The 22,389-nt window shown below is 52.7% G+C and carries 17 protein-coding genes; 12 read left to right on the forward strand and 5 right to left on the reverse strand.

Features of this window, described 5'->3' with window-relative positions; genetic code table 11:
* Positions 1-67: 67 nt before the first annotated feature.
* The 5 genes from K3T82_RS03285 to K3T82_RS03300 are packed head-to-tail and all read left to right on the forward strand — an operon-like array spanning position 68 to position 4,091.
* The gene (locus K3T82_RS03285; protein ID WP_220192066.1) at positions 68-1,495 is read left to right on the forward strand and encodes a protein kinase domain-containing protein; all 1,428 of its coding nucleotides are present in this window, start codon (positions 68-70) and stop codon (positions 1,493-1,495) included.
* Positions 1,496-1,532: 37 nt separating this feature from the next.
* Complete coding sequence (locus tag K3T82_RS03290) at positions 1,533-2,072, forward strand: DUF6391 domain-containing protein (RefSeq protein ID WP_220192067.1); 540 nt, start codon at positions 1,533-1,535, stop codon at positions 2,070-2,072.
* A gap of 14 nt (positions 2,073-2,086) precedes the next feature.
* A complete protein-coding gene (locus tag K3T82_RS47500) occupies positions 2,087-2,599 on the forward strand; it encodes a rhodanese-like domain-containing protein (protein WP_236030980.1) in 513 nt (170 codons plus the stop codon).
* A gap of 44 nt (positions 2,600-2,643) precedes the next feature.
* Positions 2,644-2,985 (forward strand): sulfurtransferase, encoded by a 342-nt coding sequence (locus tag K3T82_RS03295; RefSeq protein WP_236031228.1) that lies wholly within the window; start codon positions 2,644-2,646, stop codon positions 2,983-2,985.
* 17 nt (positions 2,986-3,002) lie between these two features.
* Positions 3,003-4,091, forward strand: a complete 1,089-nt coding sequence (locus K3T82_RS03300) for a phosphotransferase enzyme family protein (protein WP_220192069.1) — start codon at positions 3,003-3,005, stop codon at positions 4,089-4,091.
* A 34-nt stretch (positions 4,092-4,125) separates the two neighbouring features.
* Here K3T82_RS03300 and K3T82_RS03305 read toward each other — a convergent pair whose 3' ends face one another.
* Complete coding sequence (locus K3T82_RS03305; protein WP_220192070.1) at positions 4,126-5,772, reverse strand: serine/threonine protein kinase; 1,647 nt, start codon at positions 5,770-5,772, stop codon at positions 4,126-4,128.
* Positions 5,773-6,314: 542 nt separating this feature from the next.
* Here K3T82_RS03305 and K3T82_RS03310 point away from each other — a divergent pair.
* Positions 6,315-7,451, forward strand: coding sequence for a class II histone deacetylase (locus K3T82_RS03310; RefSeq protein ID WP_220192071.1), 1,137 nt, complete (start codon positions 6,315-6,317; stop codon positions 7,449-7,451).
* An 11-nt stretch (positions 7,452-7,462) separates the two neighbouring features.
* On the opposite strand, the gene K3T82_RS03315 is transcribed toward K3T82_RS03310, so the two are convergent.
* On the reverse strand, positions 7,463-8,641 hold the full coding sequence (locus tag K3T82_RS03315; protein ID WP_220192072.1) for a lactate 2-monooxygenase: 1,179 nt from the start codon (positions 8,639-8,641) through the stop codon (positions 7,463-7,465).
* 252 nt (positions 8,642-8,893) lie between these two features.
* On the opposite strand from K3T82_RS03315, the gene K3T82_RS03320 reads away from it, so the two are divergent.
* Positions 8,894-9,832, forward strand: a complete 939-nt coding sequence (locus K3T82_RS03320; protein WP_220192073.1) for an EamA family transporter — start codon at positions 8,894-8,896, stop codon at positions 9,830-9,832.
* A gap of 52 nt (positions 9,833-9,884) precedes the next feature.
* Here K3T82_RS03320 and K3T82_RS03325 read toward each other — a convergent pair whose 3' ends face one another.
* From K3T82_RS03325 to hisI, 3 genes are read right to left on the reverse strand one after another with little or no spacing between them, the layout of a single operon-like run.
* Positions 9,885-10,730: an HAD family hydrolase gene (locus K3T82_RS03325; RefSeq protein ID WP_220192074.1), complete on the reverse strand. Its 846-nt coding sequence runs from the start codon at positions 10,728-10,730 to the stop codon at positions 9,885-9,887.
* A gap of 44 nt (positions 10,731-10,774) precedes the next feature.
* The gene (locus tag K3T82_RS03330) at positions 10,775-11,536 is read right to left on the reverse strand and encodes an HAD family hydrolase (protein ID WP_220192075.1); all 762 of its coding nucleotides are present in this window, start codon (positions 11,534-11,536) and stop codon (positions 10,775-10,777) included.
* Position 11,537: 1 nt separating this feature from the next.
* On the reverse strand, positions 11,538-12,479 hold the full coding sequence (hisI, locus tag K3T82_RS03335) for a phosphoribosyl-AMP cyclohydrolase (RefSeq protein WP_220192076.1): 942 nt from the start codon (positions 12,477-12,479) through the stop codon (positions 11,538-11,540).
* Between the two features lie 513 nt (positions 12,480-12,992).
* Between hisI and K3T82_RS03340 the strand changes: the two genes are divergently transcribed.
* From K3T82_RS03340 to K3T82_RS03360, 5 genes are all read left to right on the forward strand, one after another.
* On the forward strand, positions 12,993-15,215 hold the full coding sequence (locus tag K3T82_RS03340) for a serine/threonine-protein kinase (RefSeq protein WP_220192077.1): 2,223 nt from the start codon (positions 12,993-12,995) through the stop codon (positions 15,213-15,215).
* A 50-nt stretch (positions 15,216-15,265) separates the two neighbouring features.
* Positions 15,266-17,005, forward strand: a complete 1,740-nt coding sequence (locus tag K3T82_RS03345; RefSeq protein ID WP_220192078.1) for a glycoside hydrolase family 44 protein — start codon at positions 15,266-15,268, stop codon at positions 17,003-17,005.
* Between the two features lie 77 nt (positions 17,006-17,082).
* Positions 17,083-18,369 (forward strand): glycosyltransferase, encoded by a 1,287-nt coding sequence (locus K3T82_RS03350; RefSeq protein WP_220192079.1) that lies wholly within the window; start codon positions 17,083-17,085, stop codon positions 18,367-18,369.
* A 23-nt stretch (positions 18,370-18,392) separates the two neighbouring features.
* Complete coding sequence (locus K3T82_RS03355) at positions 18,393-20,294, forward strand: phospholipid carrier-dependent glycosyltransferase (RefSeq protein ID WP_220192080.1); 1,902 nt, start codon at positions 18,393-18,395, stop codon at positions 20,292-20,294.
* 201 nt (positions 20,295-20,495) lie between these two features.
* Positions 20,496-22,346 (forward strand): cellulase family glycosylhydrolase, encoded by a 1,851-nt coding sequence (locus K3T82_RS03360; protein WP_220192081.1) that lies wholly within the window; start codon positions 20,496-20,498, stop codon positions 22,344-22,346.
* Positions 22,347-22,389: the final 43 nt, after the last annotated feature.

Consider the following 22,389-nt stretch of genomic DNA (forward strand, 5'->3'; position numbering starts at 1 on the left):
ACTTGAGAATAGCAAGAGTATGAACATCGACAAGTCTCATGGCAGAACAGAGGGAGTTGATCGGGGTATGCAACCAGAGAATGTTTCTCCTCACCAGGCTGGGCGCGGCGAAGATGCGGGGGCATTGATTGGAAAAACGCTGGGCCAGTTTCGCATTGTGGACCGCATCGGTGCCGGAGGCATGGCGACGGTATTCAAAGCGTACCAGCCTACTCTGGACCGTTATGTCGCTATCAAAATCCTTCCAGCTTACCATGCGCGTGACCCAATCTTTGTCAAACGCTTCGTACAGGAGGCACGCTCTGTAGCGAAGCTGGCACACCCAAATATTGTCCAGATTCATGACTTTGGCGAACTTGATAATATCACCTTCATCGTCATGGAATGTGTCGATGGAGGAACACTCAAGGATCGCTTAAAGGGACCAATTCCCGTCACAGAAGCGGCAGACTTCATCATCCAAGCGGCGGAAGGGCTTGACTGCGCGCACCGCAATGGTATCGTGCATCGTGATGTCAAACCCGCTAATATGCTACTGCGCAAAGATGGACATCTCCTGCTTTCTGACTTTGGAATCGCGAAAATTCTAGAAGGCACAACCAATCTGACACGCGTAGGAACCGGCATTGGCACCCCTCAATATATGTCACCCGAGCAGGGCACCGGGCAGGCGGTCGACCGTCGTAGCGACATCTATTCACTTGGCATTGTCTTCTTCCACTGCCTGACCGGACGCGTGCCTTTCGCGGCTGAGAATCCGCTCTCAGTCACGCTCAAGCACGTCAATGATCCCTTGCCAGTCGAGCGCTTGAGCGCTGAAAATGTGCCTCCCAGCATCATCCAAATTATCACAAAGATGGCAGCCAAGCAGCCAGTTGATCGTTATCAATCTGCGGATGTCTTTATTGGCGCTCTCACGAGTGCTCTCACAGCCGCCAATCTCTCGATGCCACGCCCCTGGCGCGTGATGGGGGGTTCATCACCCTCACATGATCAAATTCCCGTACCGGTGCAGCCATTGCCACCTACTAGTTCCCCAGACCTGAATATGGCTGGGGGACAGCAGATGATAACCTGCTTCCGCTGTGGGGCTCAGAATCCACGCTCACGCCTCTTCTGTACGTCATGTGGCGACGACCTCTCCAATAAGCGTGCGGCCCTTGATCGCTACACTGATGGCAGCGGTCGCCCTGTCCTGGCACGTCTCACTATTCAGAATGGCCCGATGGCCCAGCGCTCCTTCCGCTTTCACCAGGATGTAACAACCATTGGACGAACCAACGGTTGCGATCTAGTCATCTCGGGTCGCACCGTTTCACGCAGGCATGCCCGCCTCTGGTTCGCGGAGGGTCGCTGGTTCCTCGCCGACCTGGGAAGTGTTAATGGAACCATGCTCAACAATGTTCGCATACAGCAACCAGTGGCATTAAATGATGGTGATGTCATCCATTTTGGTGATGAGGCCGTGGTGTTTAATATAACGTATGGGTCATAAAGACTCCTCACCATCAAAAGCTGGAAGGAATAAAACGATGACTTCAATAAATCCACTTGTGCAAGTCGCGCAACAATTGACGCTGGGAGCAGCGGTCCGCCAGAATCATGCCCTTGAACATGCTACAATTGTCTTGCTCTCGCGCAAGTATCCCGAAGTACGTCTCTCAGGCATTTCATTTGCCGCAGGTTTCTTCGTGTTTGGTGAACTTCCAACTGAAGCGATCCTGCCCACTGCGCAGGAAGCTCTGCATCTCTTACGCACAACACAACCAGAACTGGCAATTCATGAGCGCTGTGGTACCAATATGGCGGTCGCAGGCATTCTTACCGGACTCTCAGCGATGACGGTCGCCAAGATGCGCCGTCCCTATAGCACCGCGAATAATGTGATTTTGGCCTCGACAGCAGCCCTTGTTCTGGCACGCCCGCTTGGTTTGACGGTGCAGCGTTTTATCACAACTCAGACACCTAACAATTCCATGACCATTCTCGATGTCAAACCGATGAGCGTACTAGGCGCTCCGGCTCACTTTGTTAGCACCGATAATCCCGAGGCAGCGGGACTCTTCGGTTAGAGAGGACGATACTGTTGGATCAGGGAACTTTAGAACCACAGCGGCAAGCATTTCTCGTAGAGACTGAGTGGCTGGCGGAACATTTGAGCGATCCCCATCTCCGCATTGTAGACATGCGTGGCTATGTCCGTAGCGTTGAGCGCGAAGAATCTGATGGCACAAAGGTACAGGACACGCACTATGTTGGAGCCCGCGATGAATATGAGCAGGAACATATTCCAGGCGCGGTGTACATCGATTGGAGCAGTGACATCGTCGATCACGACGACGCAGTGGAAGCTCAAATCGCGCCAGCGGAACGCTTCGCCGAGGTGTTAGGGCGTCTGGGAATTGGCAATCAGCATCTCGTTGTGGCTTACGACTCCCATCCCGCCTCTCAGTTCTCAACCCGCCTGTGGTGGGCCTTAAACTACTATGGGCATACCCAGGTTGTCGTGCTCAATGGGGACTCTCCAAGTGGAAACGCGAACAGCGTCCGCTCACCAGCACCATTCCAACCTACGAGCCAACGACCTTTACAGCGGTAGCGCAACCAACCTTACGCGCGACGGCTCAAGAGGTTCTGGCACAAATAGGGCAAACAGAAACGACGCTCGTTGACGCTCGTGACTACGGGCAGTATAGTGGACAGGTTCGCAGGGGCGAAGGTCGGGCCGGACGTATTCCCGGAGCCCTTAGCCTCCCTCGCGAAGAACTGATCGATTCCCAGACAGGAACTTTCCGCAGCAACGAAGAACTAAAGCAGATCTTCACTGGCGCTGGCGTCTCACCAAACAAGCATATTGTTGCCTATTGTAACGGTGGAGTGGCAGCCACAACAGTCCTGTTCAGCCTAGCAATGCTAGGCTATCCTCGGATCACCAACTATGATGGCTCCTGGAACGAATGGGGAGCCGCGAAGATCTTCCCGTAGAAATTTAGAATGGCTCAATGAACGAATATCACAACGATCAAACTCTGCCAGAGGACTTGCTTGATCTCAATACGATCATGCGGTCCTTTGGCATTCATACCTGGACAAACCTCGGTCCAGCTGAATTCTCAAATGCGACTAGCTTGAGCCTGTTAGTAGAGGTTGAGGGCAAGCGCTACATCTTACGCGAGCGCCCTGAGAGTCCAATGGGAAATGACAATGGGCATCGCGACTCCTTTCATGCCTACTTGCGTCAGCAAGGTATTCCTTTGCCAGCGCACCTTCAGACAGCGCAAAGCGAGCCATATGTCACCATTGGCGAGGACTCCTTTGAATTACAGGAGTGGCCCGAGGGTGAGCTCTTTAGCACGCTCAATCCGCGTAGTACCACCTGGGGGCAGGCCGCTGCGACAATGCTTGGTCGTTTGCACCAGGCTTCAAGCCGCTATCAGGGACCACAATATCGCTGGCCTGAAGAGGCGCATATCGGAGCGATGGTACAGAATTGGCTACATCTGGCACGTGGACGGGCTGAGACTTGCGGGAATCAGGCTATCGCGCTGGCATTAACCAATTGGGCAGAACAATGGGAAGCTGTCTTGCCACCTGCGATGGTTGCTATAGGAGGTGCGGGAGAATCACTACCGGAATTTCACATTCACGGTGATTATCACGCGCTCAACTTGCGCTTTGGCCCAGCAGGAGTGACAGCAATAATGGGCCTGGAAGCTTCACGCTGGGAGAAACGCATTTTTGAAGTAGCCTATGCTCTGTTCTACTTCTGCGCTCTATCCTGGCATCCTGGCGAACCGCTGACTCCTCCCCTGGTGAAGCGAGGCTTTGAACCTGAGCGCGCGCGCCAATTTCTGGCTGCCTATGGCGAGGTATTTCCACCTGTTAAGGGTGAAGCCGCGCTGCTGGCGGATGCCCTGATGATTATCGCGCCTATCGCCACCATCAATGGCCCGCTTGAGGACCTTTTCTTTGGGTCCGAAGATCTCAATGATATTCAGATTGAGAACCTTATGGAGCGCCTGAACTGGGCCAGTTCGTTACCATCCTGGCTCAAGCGGATACGTCCCTCATTACAGGAAATGTGGGCTTGAGGAGATTGGTCCCTTAGATTTGCGTAAGGGACACTCAATCATTGTAAGTCTCCATATTATTGGTGGGTATGACTGATGACGAAAAAGGTAATGATGGCGAGAACGAGGAGCGCCCCAGGAGCAAAGGAAGTAGCACACGCAGGTTCAACTGCGGCTCCTTGGGGCTCTGGGAAACTTGAGGGCTTTGCTGGGGAGGGCTTGATGAGGCAACTGTCGCCTGCGGTTGGGGGGCACTCATTACCTGTTGTTGCTGTTGAACATAGGCAGGTTGAGGTGTGGCTCCTCCCCCCTGGGACATTTGAGCGACACCACCAGGGGCTTGCTGAGGTGGCGTCTGTGCTACCGAGGCGACCTGACGATTTGGGATAGACTGCTCCATTTTGGCCTTATTTTGGACAAGCGTTTGCTCACCCTCTAGCTGTTGAATCGCGTTCTGCGCGCCTGAGCGTGCGCTATTCTGTTGAACAGGGATAACCGACGCACCGCAATTGGGGCAGGTAGCGGCCCCAGTTGGAAGGAGACTACCACAATGAGAGCAGGAACGCGAAGGTGTCTGCATCTGTTGCGGCATAGAGGCTCCAGCCTGGTCAGTGGGGGGCTTGATTCGCCCATCCGCGACCATCTGATCATAGAGCGTATCCAGATTAGGCTGCGTGCTATTAGGATTGGGTGGCTGTGATCCCGGTCCCGGCTGTGGCGGAGGTGTAGGAAGGTGCGCCATGACCATCTGGAGATCATGAGCCAACTCCGCGACCGACTGATAACGATCCTTTGGGCGCATCGCCATTGCGCGCAAGATAATGCGACTGAGTTGCTGCAATAATTGGGGTGGGATCGCCCCAAGCTGCGCGACATGACGTGAGTGACGAGGCGCAGGCTTCGCTGGCTGAGAGACCCCCAGGCGAAACTGACGGGCTTCACGGGCCTCTGGGCTCTCTTCCGGCGGATTACTGTTTACAATATCCTGTAAGGTTGGGAGGTCTGGTCGCCGCTGTTGGATTGACTGGTTACGCGCCGAGACACTGGGAGGCTCATGAGTGGTAAGAGCGAAAAAGAGGGTTCCGCCAAGCGCATAGACGTCGGAACGTGTGTCAGTTCCGGTTCCGCCTGGATACTGCTCTGGTGGCGCGTAGCCGGGCGTCCCCTGGTGGCGAATAAAGAAAAGGGTGCGCGCTCCATCGGCGGCGGCTTTAGCATTGCCAAGGTCCACCAGCACGGCGGTTCCATTGGGCATGATACGGATATTATCCGGCTTTATATCGCGGTGAATGATAGGTGGGCGCTGGTTATGCATGAAGTGTACAGCATCGCAAATAGAGAGTAACCAGCTCATAACCTGCCCGACGGGAATGACCTCGCCACGCTGACGAGTCAAACGAATCAGATCAGTTAAGTCGTTTCCTTCAATATAATTCAGGACGATATAGTAGCGCCCACGCTCCATGAAAGCATCCTGGAAAGCCGGCATATTGGGGTGATGCAGATGGCTAAGCACCGTCGCTTCATGATGCAGTTGTTCCTGTCCGCTTGCCCCTGTCACCAAATATTCTTTGACCGCGCACAGATTCGTATTGGGCATATCTGTTCCCAGGTAAACATGCCCAAAGCCACCGCTTCCTAGAACGCGTTCGATGCGGTAACGCCCATGCAATATGGAGCCTGATGGAACTGTTTCAATCATTCCTCATTCTTTGCGTGTGCAAACTCCTGCCATCAGGCGGGAAGAAACACGCTCTCCTTTCTTGTCATCCGTTTTCCCCAAGAGGGCGTTTTTGCATGGAACGCTCAAACCATCGACTGATTGCAGTCCCACCTGATGTAGGCCAAACAATCTGGCCCTGAGTATGAGCACAACAAGCAGCGAGCCAGGTTTGTGAAATATGTATCGTCCGGTGAATATCTGTCAACTTAAAAGCGTACTGTCCATCGAGGTTTTCTTGTGTTTTTTCGACAGATAGCCTCTGCCATAACAACCTCAAAGATGTGTGGCTTGCACGCACCCGCATTATACACTAGTTCTAGACGTATGTACACGCTGTAGGAAACGCTCCTCTCTCCTGGAGAGCAAGTACATCTCCACTCTTAAGGACGTTCCATTATGAGAAAATACGCCCATCAACTTTTTATCGTATAGTAAGGGAGTGCTCCTCTACCCGAGAAAGTATCATGTATCAGCACTATATTTTGTCACAGGTCTCACACTTAAGAAGGGTATTTGCAACCATGGCATATCGGAGTGGTTTGGTCTTTGATGAACGTTTCCTGGCCCACGACACTGGAGTGGAAGGAAAGGTTCAGTTACGAGATCGCGTCTTCCAGCTTTCACCAGAGCCACATCCCTCCTCAGCATTCATAACTAAGCGCACAAAAGAATTTCTCGATATATCTGGCATGACAGAGATGATGCGGCCCGTGACGGCTCGCCCTGCCAGCATCGAAGAATTGACCATGTTTCATACCCATGCCTATATCGAGGGGATACGCGCTTTCGCGCAAGGTGGACCAGGACATGGCTCCTGGGGCGAGGTAGATGAAGAGACAATCTTGAGCCCAGGATCTTTTGAGGCAGCGCTCTACGCGGCTGGTGGAGCCCTAAATGCCACACAAGCCGTCATGGAAGGTGAGGTGCGCAACTGCTATGCGTTGCTACGTCCACCCTGCCATCACGCGACACACAATAAGGCATTGGGCTTCTGTGTTTTCAACAATACCGCTCTTGCTGCCCACTATGCGCGTAAGAGATACGGGCTCAAACGAATCATGATAGTGGATTGGGACGCCCATCATGGGAATGGAACGCAGGAGGCATTCTATGATGACGCGGAAGTACTCTTCGTCTCCATGCATCAACGCAACTGGTTCCCTAAAAACGCGGGCATGTTAGAGCAGATAGGAAGCGGCGCTGGCACTGGCTATACGATCAATATTCCGCTGCCACCTGGCACTGGTGATCGAGGCTACCGCGCGCTCTTTGAACAACTAGTTCTGCCTATTGGCATTCAGTTCCAACCAGAATTGATCATTATCACAGCTGGGCAGGACCCAAGCTGGCTCGATCCTCTAACCCAATTGATGATGAGCATGGATGGCTTTCGTTGTATTTCACGCCTGATGCTAGAACTCGCGGAACAAGTATGCTCAGGACGTTTGGTCATGCTCCAGGCAGGCGGCTATAGCCCTGCCTATGTTCCATACTGCACAGCAGCAGCCCTGGAACCATTGCTTGACGTTGATTTAGGGATTGTAGATCTCTATGCCGGTGCCCCCGAGCTAGAGGAATGCCAGAATAGTTTCTCCCAGGAAACGCGCGAGGCACTCAACATGGCCCGAGCCTGGCACCGACAATGGTGGAAGCTCTAAGGGGAGGCCTTTCAGGGCTCGCGAACAAGTGCATCACGAGTCAACGCACTATAGGATGTGTGCCCGCTGAGGGCCAGGGTAAGGTCCAGGTCTGCGAGGAAGTTTTGCAGCACCTCGCTCACACCATCTTCACCCCCCTGAGCCAGTCCCCAGACGTAGGGGCGCCCCAACAGAACCGCTCGCGCACCCAAGGCTAGCGCTTTGAAGATATCTGATGCGCGCCTGATGCCGCTATCAAAGAGCACTGGGACCTGTCCTTTCACGGCATCGACTACCCGTGGAAGCGCATCCAGAGCAGCCTGGGCGCCATCAACCTGACGTCCGCCATGATTAGAGACAACGATCCCCTCGATGCCGCTATCCAGAGCACGGCGCGCATCATCGGGATGCAGGATGCCTTTCAGTAGAATGGGAAGCTTCGTGTGCTGACGCAGGAACGCCAGGTCATTCCAGGTTAAGGCAGGATTGGTAAAGATATTGACAAAATGACGAACAGCGGCGAAAGGATTCTCCTCTGGAGGATCAGGAAGCGCGCGCCGAAAGACAGGGTCACTCACATAATTTCCTAATCCCTGACCAAGCAGAAAGGGAAGATAGGCATTCTGTATGTCTTGATCGCGCCATCCTAATAAGGTCGTGTCGAGCGTGACGACAATAGCCTGGTAACCCGCTTGCTCAGCGCGTTGAACAAGGCTCGCGGTCAAATCAAAGTCCTTGCTCCAGTAGAGTTGAAACCAGTGAGGAGTCTCCCCCATCGCGCTCGCGACCTCTTCCATATTCTTAGAAGATGCGGTGCTTAGAAGCATAGGAATTTCCAGCGCTTTCGCCGCACGCGCTACCGCCAGTTCAGCTTCGGGATGGATAATAGAGAGTACGCCAATCGGTGCTAGTAGAAAAGGGACCGGCAAGCGTGTGCCCAGGATTTCAACGCTCAAATCGCGCTGCGAGACATCACGCAACATGCGAGGCACAATCTGCCAGCGTTGGAAGGCTTCGCGATTCGCCCTCATGGACGACCCCATCCCCCCCAGGTATCCCTGGGCCTCAGGCGTCATCGCCGCCGATGCTTGCTGCTCCAGAGCCTCGGGATTCACCGCAATTGTGGGGCGCTGGCCCTGTAATCCAGCCATGTAGACCTGTAATTGTCGTTCAAAACCATAGGAACGGGAGACATGAAAGGTATCGCTCATAAAAGCACGCTCCTTATTCGCGCGTTTATAGACAACGACATTGTTGTAATCCAGGCTCAGTGTATGGCTCATGGATGGAGATTGTCAATGAGCTCCAGCAAGTAACCAATCATGGATGTGTTATACTGTGGCAACACCGGCATCATCGTGGATATATCGGTATTCGGGGCAATCTACCTGGCTGATATTAATACGTTTCTGTACTGCGCTTTTATCTCATCGTTTGCTACTAGAGAAGGTTCTTTCTTCGCAATGGCTCTTAAGAAAAAATCTCAACAAGGAGGCCGTAGCTCAAAGCAAGCACTCGGCTTTTCCATGGTTGCAGCAGCATCACTCCTCTTTGGTTTTAATGGAAATCTCTCGCGCGTCCTTTTCGATCAACGCGGCGTAACCCCTATTACGCTGGTCGAGTTTCGTATGCTCATTGGTGGGCTCTGCTTGCTGGTGGTGATGCTAATTGGCTGGAGGCAGGGATTGAAGTGGTATGCGCGCTCCTGGGGCTGGATCATTGCCTTTGGGCTCACGCTGGCAATGGTCACCTATACCTATTTTATGGCGATTAGTCTGCTTCCAATCGCTGTTGCCCTTATCATTCAATTCAGCGCGGCGGCCTGGATGGCGCTTGGAGAAGCCATCTGGAAGCGAAAATTGCCCTCGCTTCCTGTCATTATTGCGCTGATATGTACGCTTTGTGGCTTGCTGTTACTTACAGGGGTATGGAACTTGAGCCTGAACGGGCTTAATCTAGTTGGGCTGCTGTTTGGAGTCCTGGCCCTGCTCTTCTTCATTGCCTATCTCCTATTAGGCAAACGCATAGGGCGCGACGTGCCGTCCCTGCCAGCCACCGCCTATGGTGCCATTGTCGCGGGTATATTCTGGCTTTTTGTCCAGCCTCCCTGGTCAATCCCCGCCTCTACCTGGGACTGGCAAACCCTCTTGCTGATCACGGTCGTTGGTGTTGCCGGCATGGCGATTCCCTTCGCGCTCGAATTGGGCGCGTTACGTCACGTGGATGCGACACGCGTCGGTATTGTCACGACGCTTGAACTGGTGGCGGGCTCAATCATCGCCTACTTCTGGTTAGGACAACAGCTTGATATCGCTCAGATTATAGGCTGTGTGCTCGTCCTGGCGGCCCTGATCGTGCTGCAATATGATCAGGCTCCCGAAGTACCATCGCTCACCAGTTAGCCAATTCTACAGGGCATCATAAGTGCCCACGCGGTTAGCTGCGTGGGCATGCTTAACGAGTAGCGGGACTATCAGCTTCTTCCCATAACTCCAAATGCGTGAGCAATTCAGTAAGGGTTGTAATTACTGCCGATGGAGTAATCTCCTTGGGCTTGGGCCAGGGATACTCATTGTAGCGCCAGACGCCACGCATCCCAACGCTGAGCGCGCCTCCCACATCATCGGCCATACGGTCGCCAACCATCACGCACGCGCTCGGTTCCATATGAAGCCGCCGCGCCGCCTCCTTAAAGACATAGGGATGAGGCTTCGAGTAGGGCAACTCTGAAGTATACATGACAACATCCAAAAGCGAGGTCAGGCCGTGTGCCGCCAGGTCCGCGTTATGCCAGGAGGCAGCCCACCAGGTATTAGAGAGCAAGCCAAGACGATAACCACGCTTGCGCAATTCTATGAGCGTCCCAACGATTTCAGGGAAGATAATCGCCCAGCCAATCACGGCGTTGGCATAACCATCCAGAGCCGTTAACAATTCTCGCTCATTCACAGTACAAGTCAGGCGGTGAAAACCATCGAGTAACACCATATCAGCGGTTTCACTCATATGCTGCTCAGTGACACGCTGCCAGTGCGCCTTCTCGGCGGCACGCATAGCCTGGATATAAGCCTCCCGCTCAGGCCATACCCTCCCATTCATATACGCAATCAAATGGTCATACGATAATCCCCAGCGTCGCTCAATATCCTCATCCCAGTCAGGCCAATCAATGAGCGTGCCTCCAAGATCAAAGATAATAGCGCGAATCGCCCCCGCACGCTCAGGCATAGCTTGCGAATCTGCTTCGTTGGCCGTCGCAACTTGCAGGCCAGTTTGTGTATTCTCACTATTATCAGGCATATCCACCCACCAGTTCTAGCTGTTACATTCAATAGGGACTGGCATTATATGCCATCACTTGTTCGTTGTCCAGGTGTTCCTAGCGTCTTTATCTCCACACCATCCAGAAGCGCTAGCAGGCCCTTGAGGCTAGTTACGCGAGGACCTTCCCACGTCTTCGCCTCATGGCAGCGTGGATTATGCTTCTCAGCGTAGGGTACGCGAATCAAGATCGATGTCATGCCCACAGACCGCGCGCCCGCCAATTCGTAGCTCTCACCATTCGCTACAAAGAGGCAGCGTTCAGGAGATACGCTCAGGCGCTCGCTCGCCAGTCGATAGATGCGTGGATCTGGTTTCTTCAGCTTGACTGCACAGGAGAAGATGGGTTCATTGATGAGCAGAGCAAAGGGAGTTGTTTGCCAGAGCAAAGGGACCTCCATGCTGCAATCGCTGATCAATCCAAGCATGTAGCCCAGGCGGCGCAAATTCTCCAGTGTTTCTAGCGCATCATGCCGGGGGTGCAGAGAGGCTTGTGTGAGCGCGAGACGGCGCTTTGCCGCGAGCAACAATTGATCCGGTTTGAGTGTAATGCCTAGCTGAGTGCAGACATAGATAATGTTCGCCTCGACATCAGGGAATTGGCCCGACGCGCGCATAGGCCATGTATCATGCATCCACATCTGGCAGAACGCCTCGTGGGGCGCGCCAACAATATCAGCCATCTCTTCCAAAGCTTGCGTAAAGGGTTCATCTTGCAGGTCGTCCACCAGAGTGCCAAAGAGGTCGAAGATGATAGCATCATAGGACAACATGGACGATGGCATACTATGGTACCAGCCCCTTTCTCCTCATCTGTCCCAGGTCAAACTCAGAAGGCGCGAGAGGGTCAACACCCGCTGCGGCACAGGCCCAACCTATCAGGCGAAAGCCTATAGCTAGACCCTGAGCCATCTTTTCAGGCTGCTCAGCAGCTACCAGGCGTAGGCATTCCTCGCGAAGCTCGATGATCCTGCTCTCGCTCTCCTGAGCCTCGTAGCCCTCTAGCAGAGCTCTATGGGGCTCAAAATTGGGATACGCGATGTCACGACCAGCGGCAAGCAGAAAGAGCCAGTAACCAACCTGGCTACCCTCCAATACGGTATCCGACTGTCTCCCGGTGTGGACATGCTCACCGCTCTGTACCTCGGCTAGTTCTTCTAATTCATCACCCAGACGCGAGGTCAGATAGCTCTGGCTGCGCTCTTGCAGAAGACGCGAGGTATTGGACTCCTCGCTCAAGTCGTGATCTCGTAAATACAGGTAGATGCCATAGAGCTGGCGCATGATACTTTCTAGTTTTTGGTGCATCTCAGGTGTAATGGCTCCTCGCTCCGGTTGCACATGAGCCGCATGAGTGTAGGTACTCTTTGGATCAAATACACGTTCGGCTATGGTTTCGTAACTATTGTCATCCTGCAAACGACGGTAATAGCAGCTATGGTAGCCCTCATGGCAGGCTGCGCCACCCTGCTGAACGACGCGAAGTAGGAGGCTATTCTCCTCGCAGTTCACATAGATGCTTTTCACCTGTTGAGTATGACCAGACTGCTCGCCTTTCCGCCAGATGGTGTTGCGAGAACGACTATAGAAATGAGTGTAACCGCTCTCGCGTGTTCGACGTAGCGCCTCCCCATTCATAAACGCGACCATAAGTACATCATTGGTCACGTCATCCTGAATGACCACAGGGATTAAGCCCTGGCGGTCAAATGTAACTGGTAATTCCATCGCGTAACAAAATCCTCCCTGTATGGACTGCTCGCTCTTTGTCACTTCTATTCTAACACAAGCGCATGGTTCGTCCCCTTTTCCTTCCTACTAAAAGGAGATGGTACATACGCTCTCTCACATTTCCCCTTGAGAAACACTCTTACCTGCAAAGTCCTGAAGACTCCCAAATTTGTGGAAAGCGAGTCAAGCAATCATACACTCACAACTAAATATCATATTAACGATTATCAATATTACTTCTTACTGTGAAATGCCTCACATCTAATTAGTAATACATGGGATATTCAACAGCAAAAAAAGCTGGTATTATTCGTTTAACATGTGAGATACTCAAATGTATATTACCAATGTACACAAGCTTTCAAGCCGATTGAGTAGGCAATAACAAGGATATATCATCTATCCTCGGTATTCTAGTTTGTTTATAGCAAACATGCAACAAGACATTCAAATTCAGTGCAAAATTTATAGAGTGAACCAATAATCTAAAATACGTGGGAGCTTTGTTTTATGGTGGAAAGAGAAGAGCAATCAGTCCCTTCAAGCTATCAGAAGGGGCAACAGATTGGACAATACCGCATCATTGGTCGACTCGACCAGGGACGCTTTACTGATACTTACCTGGGACAACATATTCAACACAAAGGGCAATATGTGCTCGACATCCAATCTCAGCCTCTGGTCACAGAGGTCAGGGATGACTTTCTCAAGCAGGCGCATCACCTCTCGAGCCTGAACCATCCACATATCCTGCGTGTATGTGATGCAGGGTTGGAGGACGCGCGCCCTTTTCTGGTCATAGAATATGTCCCGCATATCACCCTCCGTCAGGTATATCCTAAAGGGAAAACCCAACCACTCACCAAGTTTCTTGCCTATCTTAAGCAGATAGGCGAGGCACTCCAACACGCACATAATCAGGGCTTCATTCACACACATATACGCCCTGAAAATCTCTTACTGAACCGCGAGAATCAAATTCTTGTTTATGACTTCGCGCTTGAAGCCCTTATGCGCAACTTGAAACGTACCAGACAACCCAACACACAAGCGGCACTAGATAGCATTCCTTATACTGCTCCCGAACAACTTCAAGGAAAGCCGGGAGCAGGGAGCGACCAGTACTCCCTTGCTGTTGTGGTGTATGAATGGTTCTGTGGTGTTCCCCCCTTTCAGGGCTCCTACGTGGAGATAGCGAATCATCATGTCCATAGCCAACCACCAGCCCTACGCCTCAAAGCTCCATCAGTCACTCCTCAGGAAGAGCGAACAGTGTTGCGCGCGTTGGCGAAGGACCCCACGCGCCGCTTTCCATCTATCGCGGACTTCGTGCAGGCGCTCACGGATGCTTCGAAGGAAGCGACGTTTAATCCGGTGGTCATCTCAAACTTGCGGGCTACCGAGCCAGCGGCCCCAACAACTGCGGTCACGGCAAGCGACACGCCACCCATCCAGGCACAGATTTCGACGCCTCAGCCCCCTCCGACAACACCTCAACCCCAAGCGCTCACTGCGTCAGCAGTCGCGTCCAGTGTTGCGCCATCACAGGCTGCGCAACAGCCATCACCCGAGCGTGCGAACATCTATAAGCCGCTCCCTCTTACACCAACGGAGCTAGCTCCTATCGACCCTCCAGTAGAGCATCCACCAGCGCGGCGCGACCAGCCAGAACCTCTCACTCGGCGGGCTCTTATGGCAGGCTTGTTAGGTCTGGCCGCCGTTGGTGGGGGTATCGGCACCTGGTATCTTCTCACCCGTCGAAGCGAGAGCAATAAGCAGGGTTCAAACACGCAGGATACAACATCGACCAATACTCACTCCCAGATTACCAGTGATGGCACTCTCATCTACCGAGGGCATCCCGCACGCGTCAACTCTATTGTCTGGTCGCCCGATGGCAAATTGATCGCCTCTGCCAGCGATGACCAGCTTGTGCAGATCTTCGACAGCGCGACTGGAAACCTCAAGCAGACCTATAACAAACATACTGGTGCGGTCACCTTTGTTGCCTGGTCTCCCGATGGCGAACGCATCGCCTCCGCTAGCGAGGATAAGACGGTTCAGGTCTGGGATGCGCGCGATGGGGAACAGGGCCTCTCCTTTTCAGGGCATATAGACCGCGTGAATGCGCTCTCCTGGTCCTCAGATGGTCAATTGATCGCCTCCGCTAGCGAGGATAAGACGGTTCAGGTCTGGAATAGCGTGACAGGAAATCCCTTTCTGAATTATCAACAACATACCGCCGGCGTCCTTTCCGTCGCCTGGTCTCCTGATAACCGAAGCATCGCCTCAGGCTCCTGGGATAATACCTTGCAGGACTGGGCAACCGCTCCTAGCGAAGCTTTTGTGATGGGGCAAACTATCTTCAAATACGGTGGACACACGGCAGAGGTCTATGTGGTCGCCTGGTCCCCTGATGGCAATCTGGTTGCCTCCGCTAGCGGCGATAGAACAGTCCAGATTGAAAGCGGTATCGATGGCGCAACAAGAGCCAAGTACGTCGGGCATACGGACTCTGTACATGGTCTCTCCTGGTCCCCTGATGGCAAATTGATTGCCTCTTGTAGCGAAGATGGGACAGTTCAAGTCTGGGAAGCATCCAATAAACACCTGATCTTGACGTATCGCGGTCATACGCGGGGCGTCTATGCAGTCTCCTGGTCTCCCGATGGCAAGCATATCGCCTCTGCTAGTGCGGACAATACAGTTCAGGTCTGGAAATCCAATCGTTAAGCTTGCTTTATTCATCTTCTACCTCAGCAATCCTATACAAGAGGTTTTATATGCAATCCGATGAGAACGCGCGACGCTACCCCTCCTCACAGTCAGGAGAATGCCAGCATTTACAGGGAGCGAGACCATCTGGTCCAGGTTACCAGGCTGTCCCAGCCGCACCAACCATTCAGCCTATACCGTCTCATACAGGACTCGATCCTTTGCCAGAAATCCTGGCTCCCGGCAGTCGACCACCACTTCGCGGCAAGAAATCAGGCCGCACAAGAAGACAGGGGAGAGGTATCCTTGTCTTCTTATTAAGCGCTATGCTCCTCATTTCTCTAGTCCTGGGCACTTCCAGTATTAGTCATGCGAATACCCACTTGCTCGTAAGCATTGGTGATGCTCAGCAGACCAATGTTGATCTCAATCTGGGCCAACCAATCAGCCCCTATCTCTACGGAAGCAATGTTTTTCCCAAGGCTGGCAGCGATTCACAGGACGCTCAGGGTAGCGGCTTTATGAGCTACGATTCCGCGATTGTGCAGGGTCTACGCTCGGCACAGATCCGCCTGCTTCGCTTTCCTGGTGGCGAATGGGGCGAACAGCACACACTTTCCACCGCACAACTCGATGACTTCAGCCACCTGCTTCATGATACTGGCGCGGATGGTCTCATTCAGGCTCCACTCTCAGATCCGCAGCATGCGGATACCCTTTCGTCACGCGCCAGCCGCGCCGGACTCCTTGTCGATTACATGAACAACGCTCACAGCATCCAGCGTAAGAACACCACCACAACACTATATCCCATCAAATACTGGGTGGTCGGCAACGAACCGGATCGTCTGACTAATCCTGATACAGGCGCAACCTATACCGCGATCGAATATGCCCAGGCTTTTATCCAGTACTCAATCGCCATGCACCAGAATGATCCTAACATTAAAGTCTTTGGTCCTGAAATCAGCCAATTCTATGGCGCGGGCCTCGGGCCGCGAGATTCAACCAACAAGCTCTGGATGGAGACGTTTCTCCAGGTGGTGAGCACATATGAGAAGACACATCCGACCGCTGGCTTTCACCTGCTCGATGGCGTCTCATTTCATCGCTATCCATTCAACGATGCACGCCAGGCAACTAGCCTTTTGCTTGATAGCACGGGTGAGTGGGACGATCTGGTCTCCTCACTGCGCCAGATTGTAAGACAGGACTTCCAGCGCGATCTGCCTGTTGCTATCACTGAAGTCAATACTAATCCTAATAACGCGGTTCCACCACCCGACTACGCCGCGCTCTGGTGGGCTGATACCCTGGGGAGACTGATGGATCAGCAGGTCGAATACATGGCCTTCTTCTCAACCGAAGGCGTCGACACCCCCTATCCACTTTTCACCTCGCGCGGAAATCAGGCGACGCTAATGCTGCGTACTATGCAGTTGTTCACGCATCTGCAAAAGACCTACGTGCCCACCTCCAACCAGCAAGACAATGTCTCACTCTATGTTACGCAGGATCAAGCCCACAACACCGTTAGCTTGCTTTTTATCAACAAAGGTGAGACCACACAGATCGCCCATATTCGACCCGATGGCCTGAGCTTACCGACGCATAACTGGAATAGCCAGGACGTGACTCTTAAAGGTCGTAGTTTGCTCTTACTGACGCTCAAACGCGGGGGCGCCAACGAAGCATATACCTTACTCACATCTCAGGGAAATCTCGAAACAAGCAATGGCAAGACCCCTGTGATTACCCGTACTGTCTGTGGGCAGGAAAGTACTGCTACGGATACGCGACCTTGTTGAAGCACAACCCAACGCTGAGGCTTCAGAGAAACGCAATAGCGCGGTGAGCTAGTCTCACCATGAGGATAGAAAATACTATGTTCTGGAACATATTCATAAACGGCCTGGAAGCACTCTACATGCTTATCATCGTGCTGATGACAATTCAGGCCATCTTCAATATTCGTCTGCGCCTCTTCATCTGGGAGGAACCAGAGCAAGCTCTGCTCAATAGCGCGCCAACCATCTATCGCGAGCCGAGCCTCTCCTTTACCATCATGCTACCAGCGCGCCACGAAGAGGAGGTTTACCGTGACACAATCCAGAAGGTCTATGACCTGAACTATCCACGCAAGCTTGTTCAGATTATGGCAATCTGCCGCGAGGACGATACAGGCACCATTGCCGAGGCTCGCGCCAAAATCAACGAATTGCGCGACCCCAACGTCCAACTGGTCATCTTCAACGATAAGCCAATCAATAAACCGCATGGGCTCAATCTCGCCCTACGTGTTGCCACGGGCGATATCGTGACGATCTTCGACGCTGAAGATGAGCCACATCCCGATATCCTGCAAATTATCAACACCACCTACCTTAATGAGAAAGTGGACGTTGTGCAAAGTGGCGTCCAGCTTATGAACCACAATACGAAGTGGTTCTGCTTCCTCAATGTGCTAGAGTACTTCTTCTGGTTTAAGTCCTCGCTCCACTTCTTCGCCAATGTCGGCATGACCCCCCTTGGAGGCAATACCGTCTTCGTCAGGCGCGATCTTATGCAACGCCTCGGGGGCTGGGATGAGACCTGTCTGACAGAAGATGCCGATCTGGGCATCCGCCTCTGCCTCTCGGGCGCACGCGTGCGTATCATTTATGATGATGAGTTTGTAACGAAGGAGGAGACTCCTCATACTATTGAGCAATTTATCAAACAGCGCACGCGCTGGAACCAGGGCTTTATCCAGATTCTCTTCCGGGGCCGCTGGCTCAAACTTGATACCTTCCAACGCCGCATGCTCGCGCTCTATGTGCTCATATTGCCAGAGGTTCAGGCTTTTTTTACGCTGATGATCCCCGTTTCGATTGTGATGTTCTTCTTCGTCAAGCTGCCCGTGTGGATGGCAATGCTGACCTTTATGCCTTTCTATTGCTTCATTCTGGCTATGTTCATCGATCTGGCGGGCCTACATGAGTTTGTGAAAGTGCATCATCGCAAATGGAGTTGGAAAGAAGCCTTGATTCTGCTTCTAGCCTTTATGCCCTATCAGATCTTGCTGGGTATCGGCGCGCTACGCGCTACCTACCGCTTTCTCAAAGGTACTTCCAATTGGGAAAAGACGGCCCATATTGGGCAACATCGCGGCAATGCGCCAGCTCATAGCTAAGTCGAAGAGGAGGAAGCACATAAATGCAAAGACCAGAGCAGCCAGACAAGCCACAACAGACCGGTATCCAGAGTCAGGTACCACCGCGTACACCACCTATTGCGTCCGCTAAACCGCCTGAGACACCACCACTGACGGACAAGGCCAAACCCGCAAAGGGTGAACTAGATCCGGGCAATGTGACACTCTACCGCAATAGCCGGTTCTTTGTGCATGCGGTTATCCCGGATAAGCCACCTAAAGAGGAAACACATGAGGCTGGCAATACTTCGCTATTAGAGCAGATACGCTGGCTATCAGCTGAGCGCCAGCGTATCACGCTCATCAGAACACGTCTCCTACCACGGATAGACCTGTTTAATCCTTCACAGCGGAAGACCATAGTGATACCGCTCTGGATAGAAGGGCTGGTCGTTGCACTGGCGCTTGGCCTCACACTCTGGGCACACGCGCTCAATATGTTCAACTTCCCGCTATATGGGCCAGACGAGGGTGCCTATATGGCAAATGCCTGGGCGCTGATTCACGGCAACCTTCAGCCCTACCCCTATACCTATGACCATCCCCCCGTTGGCTGGATGCAAATCGCGCTCTGGACCTTGCTCACTGGCGGCTTTTTCAGTTTTGAAACTGCCATCAATAGTGGGCGCGTAATGATGCTCGCTCTGTCAGGGGGAAGCGCGCTTCTTCTCTACTTGATTACCCGACGCTTGAGCGGGAGCCGAAGCGCGAGTCTGCTCGCCCTGGCGATTTTCGCCCTTTCCCCCCTAGCCATAACCTATCAGCGCGAGGTCTTGCTCGATAATATCGGAACCTTCTGGCTTCTGCTCTCAATCTTTTTCGTAGTGCATGGGAATAGCCGCCTGCGCAACATCATCTACTCAGCACTCGCCCTGGGCATCGCCATCTTGAGCCAGGAGGTCTTCATTGTCTTCGTCCCGATCATGCTCTATAGCGTCTGGCTCTTCGCGACACGCTTTCAGCGCAAGTTTGCCCTGGTAGCCTTTGGCTATATTGTACTCTCTCTCAGTTCAGCCTATGCTCTTCTAGCGATTATGAAGGGTGAGCTCTTTCCCCCTGGCATCTTGCCCGGAGATACACATGCTCACCCCAGCCTGCTAGGTACACTCTTCAGACAAGCGCAGTACACGCAAGAGACTGGCAACTTCGCGAACAGTTGGGAGACCTGGATGCGCCTGGATCTCCCGTTCTTTATCGCTGGTGCTCTTTCCCTGGTAATACATATTATTGGTGGATGGTGGAACCGCTTACAGTGGCTACTCGCGCTCTTTGTGGTGAGTTACTGGCTCATGCTGCTCGCCATCCAGAACATCTTCCCTTTCTCGATTCTACCCATATTGCCTCTGCTCACAATTAGCATCGTCATGGCACTAAACGTTCCTTTGAGAATACTGAGCCAGCGCGTCGGCTTTGATCTGGCGCGAGCCTTACTCCTCTTTCTCTTGATTGGAGCCATCATTCCTTTCAATCTCCAACGTGAGGAGCCACAATTCAGCCAAAACAATGCTGAGCCCCAACGTCAGGCGCTTATGTGGATCAACCGCAATGTGCCACAGAACTCGGTGCTGATTATCAATAGCTACCTGTACACCGATCTGCATGAAAGTGGCAGTATGGGCGCTGGCAACAGCTCAACTTACCCACGTGCCCACATCTACTGGAACGCGGCCTTCGATCCAGAGGTACATGATACGCTACTACATAACTGCTGGAATAACATCGATTACCTTGTTATCGATACCAATATGCTTAATGATATTCAGTCGCGTGGCGGCCCCATGCTCTTGCTTGACCGCGCGCTCCATCGCTCAATTCTACGAACTGAATTCAACTCTACCGGCAACAATACCCGCGCGCGTATCCAGATTTATCAGGTCGCGCACGATCCACATAGCTGTACTTGAGGACAAGAACTATAGAGAACCACGCGCTCAAAGGGCACCACCCTTTGGGCATATTCCTACCCTTTATGCGAAGACCTGAACACGCTTGAATTAAGGCAAGAGCCAATGCCACCTGAATGGCGGCAACTCATGTTCTCACCCAGGGAGCGCGCTAGCTTCAACAGCGGCACTGGTTTTCGCATAAGACCATAGAGGTTTTTTATGAAGCACATTCCTGAGAATACAGAGCATTCACGACCAACAGACCCTGACTTGCCGTTCTATAGTCAGGTTACCAGTGTGAACAGTCCTTTGCGCAGAAAGCCACGTCTAACATTCACACGCTTACTGATCGCCATTGTATCGCTAATCTTGATAGGCGCGTTACTCGTTGCTGGCTTTAGCCTGTTCAAGTCGAATCTCTTCCCCTCCCAAACCTCTGTGGGAGCGACGGCTGGCACCGGCGCATGGCACACCAGCGGCAGCCAGATCCTCGATGCAAACAATCAGCCAGTGCGTATTGCTGGCGTCAACTGGTTTGGCTTCGAGACCAATACCCTTGTCGTCCACGGTCTTAATGTACGCAATTATAAAGACATGCTCAATCAGATTAAATCCCAGCAATATAACACTATTCGCATCCCCTATACCAATCAGCTCTTCGATGCTAACAATACGCCATCCGGTATAGACTATACGAAAAACCCGGACTTACAAGGGTTGCGTGGCCTGCAACTGCTGGATAAGATTGTGGGGTACGCCAGTCAGATTGGCTTACACATTATCCTTGATCGACACCGCCCTTCAAGCGCGCAACAGGAACCGCTCTGGTATACGGCTCAATATCCTGAGTCGCGCTGGATAGCTGACTGGCAAATGTTAGCCAAACACTATCGGAACAATACTATGGTCGTGGGAGCCGATCTGCATAACGAACCGCACACTCCTGCTTGCTGGGGATGCGGCGATCCCAAACTCGATTGGCAGCAAGCAGCCGAGCGTGCGGGGGATGCCATCCTCACAGTCAATCCGAACTGGCTCATCTTTGTCGAAGGTGTCGAGTGCTACCCCTCAGCCAATGCCAATAAGCAAACATCCGGCAACTGTACATGGTGGGGCGCAAATCTCAAGGGAGTGAAGGAACATCCCATTCAGTTAAAAATAGCCAATCGCTTAGTCTACTCCGTACATGACTATCCAGAGAGCCTCTATCCTCAACCCTGGTTCAAGGAGAGTACCTTTCCACAAAATCTACCGGGCGTCTGGGACAGCTATTGGGGCTACATTCAAAAACAGAATATAGCGCCCGTTTGGGTTGGCGAGTTCGGCTCCAGGCTCCAGAGTGAGAAAGATAAGCAATGGCTCACCAGCCTCGTTAGTTACCTCGGCCCCGGTGCCAATGGCTTCAACTGGACTTTCTGGAGTTGGAATCCCGATTCAGGTGACACAGGAGGGCTTTTACAGGACGACTGGACCCATCTTAACCAGGAGAAACAGAACTACCTGAAGAGCATCCTCTATCCCTTCAAGGAAATTCAAAAGCCAACTTCCACTCCAACACAATCGCCAACCACGCCACCGACCTCCACGCCAACCGCAATCGCGACAAGTGGCGACCTTGAGCTTCAATATATGAGCGGTAATGGTAACGGCCCAACCGTCAACCAGATTCAACCATCCTTCAAACTACGGAATGGGGGAAATAGTTCACTAGCCCTCAGCACAGTCACCATCCGCTACTGGTACACCGCCGATGGTACACAAGCCCAACAAACCTGGTGTGACTTCGCGACCCTCGGTTGCGCCAACCTCAACCAACGTATCGGCATGGTTTCTCCACCACGCACTAATGCCAGCCACTACCTGGAGATTGCCTTCACAGCCGGAGCAGGCAATCTGGCTCAGGGCCAAGATACTGGCGAGATCAAGGTACGCTTCAACAAGGCCGATTGGAGCAACTACAACGAGAGCAATGACTATTCGTTCTCCGCTAGTGGAGTTGGCTATCAGCCATCGTCACGCGTCACAGTCTATATCAACGGCAAGCTTGTATGGGGTAGTGAGCCCACATGATAATAGGAATGCCCAGGGAGCCAGCGAATATTCCCGCTGGCTC

It is taken from the genome of Ktedonospora formicarum, assembly GCF_016587355.1.
Classification (GTDB): domain Bacteria; phylum Chloroflexota; class Ktedonobacteria; order Ktedonobacterales; family Ktedonobacteraceae; genus Ktedonobacter; species Ktedonobacter formicarum.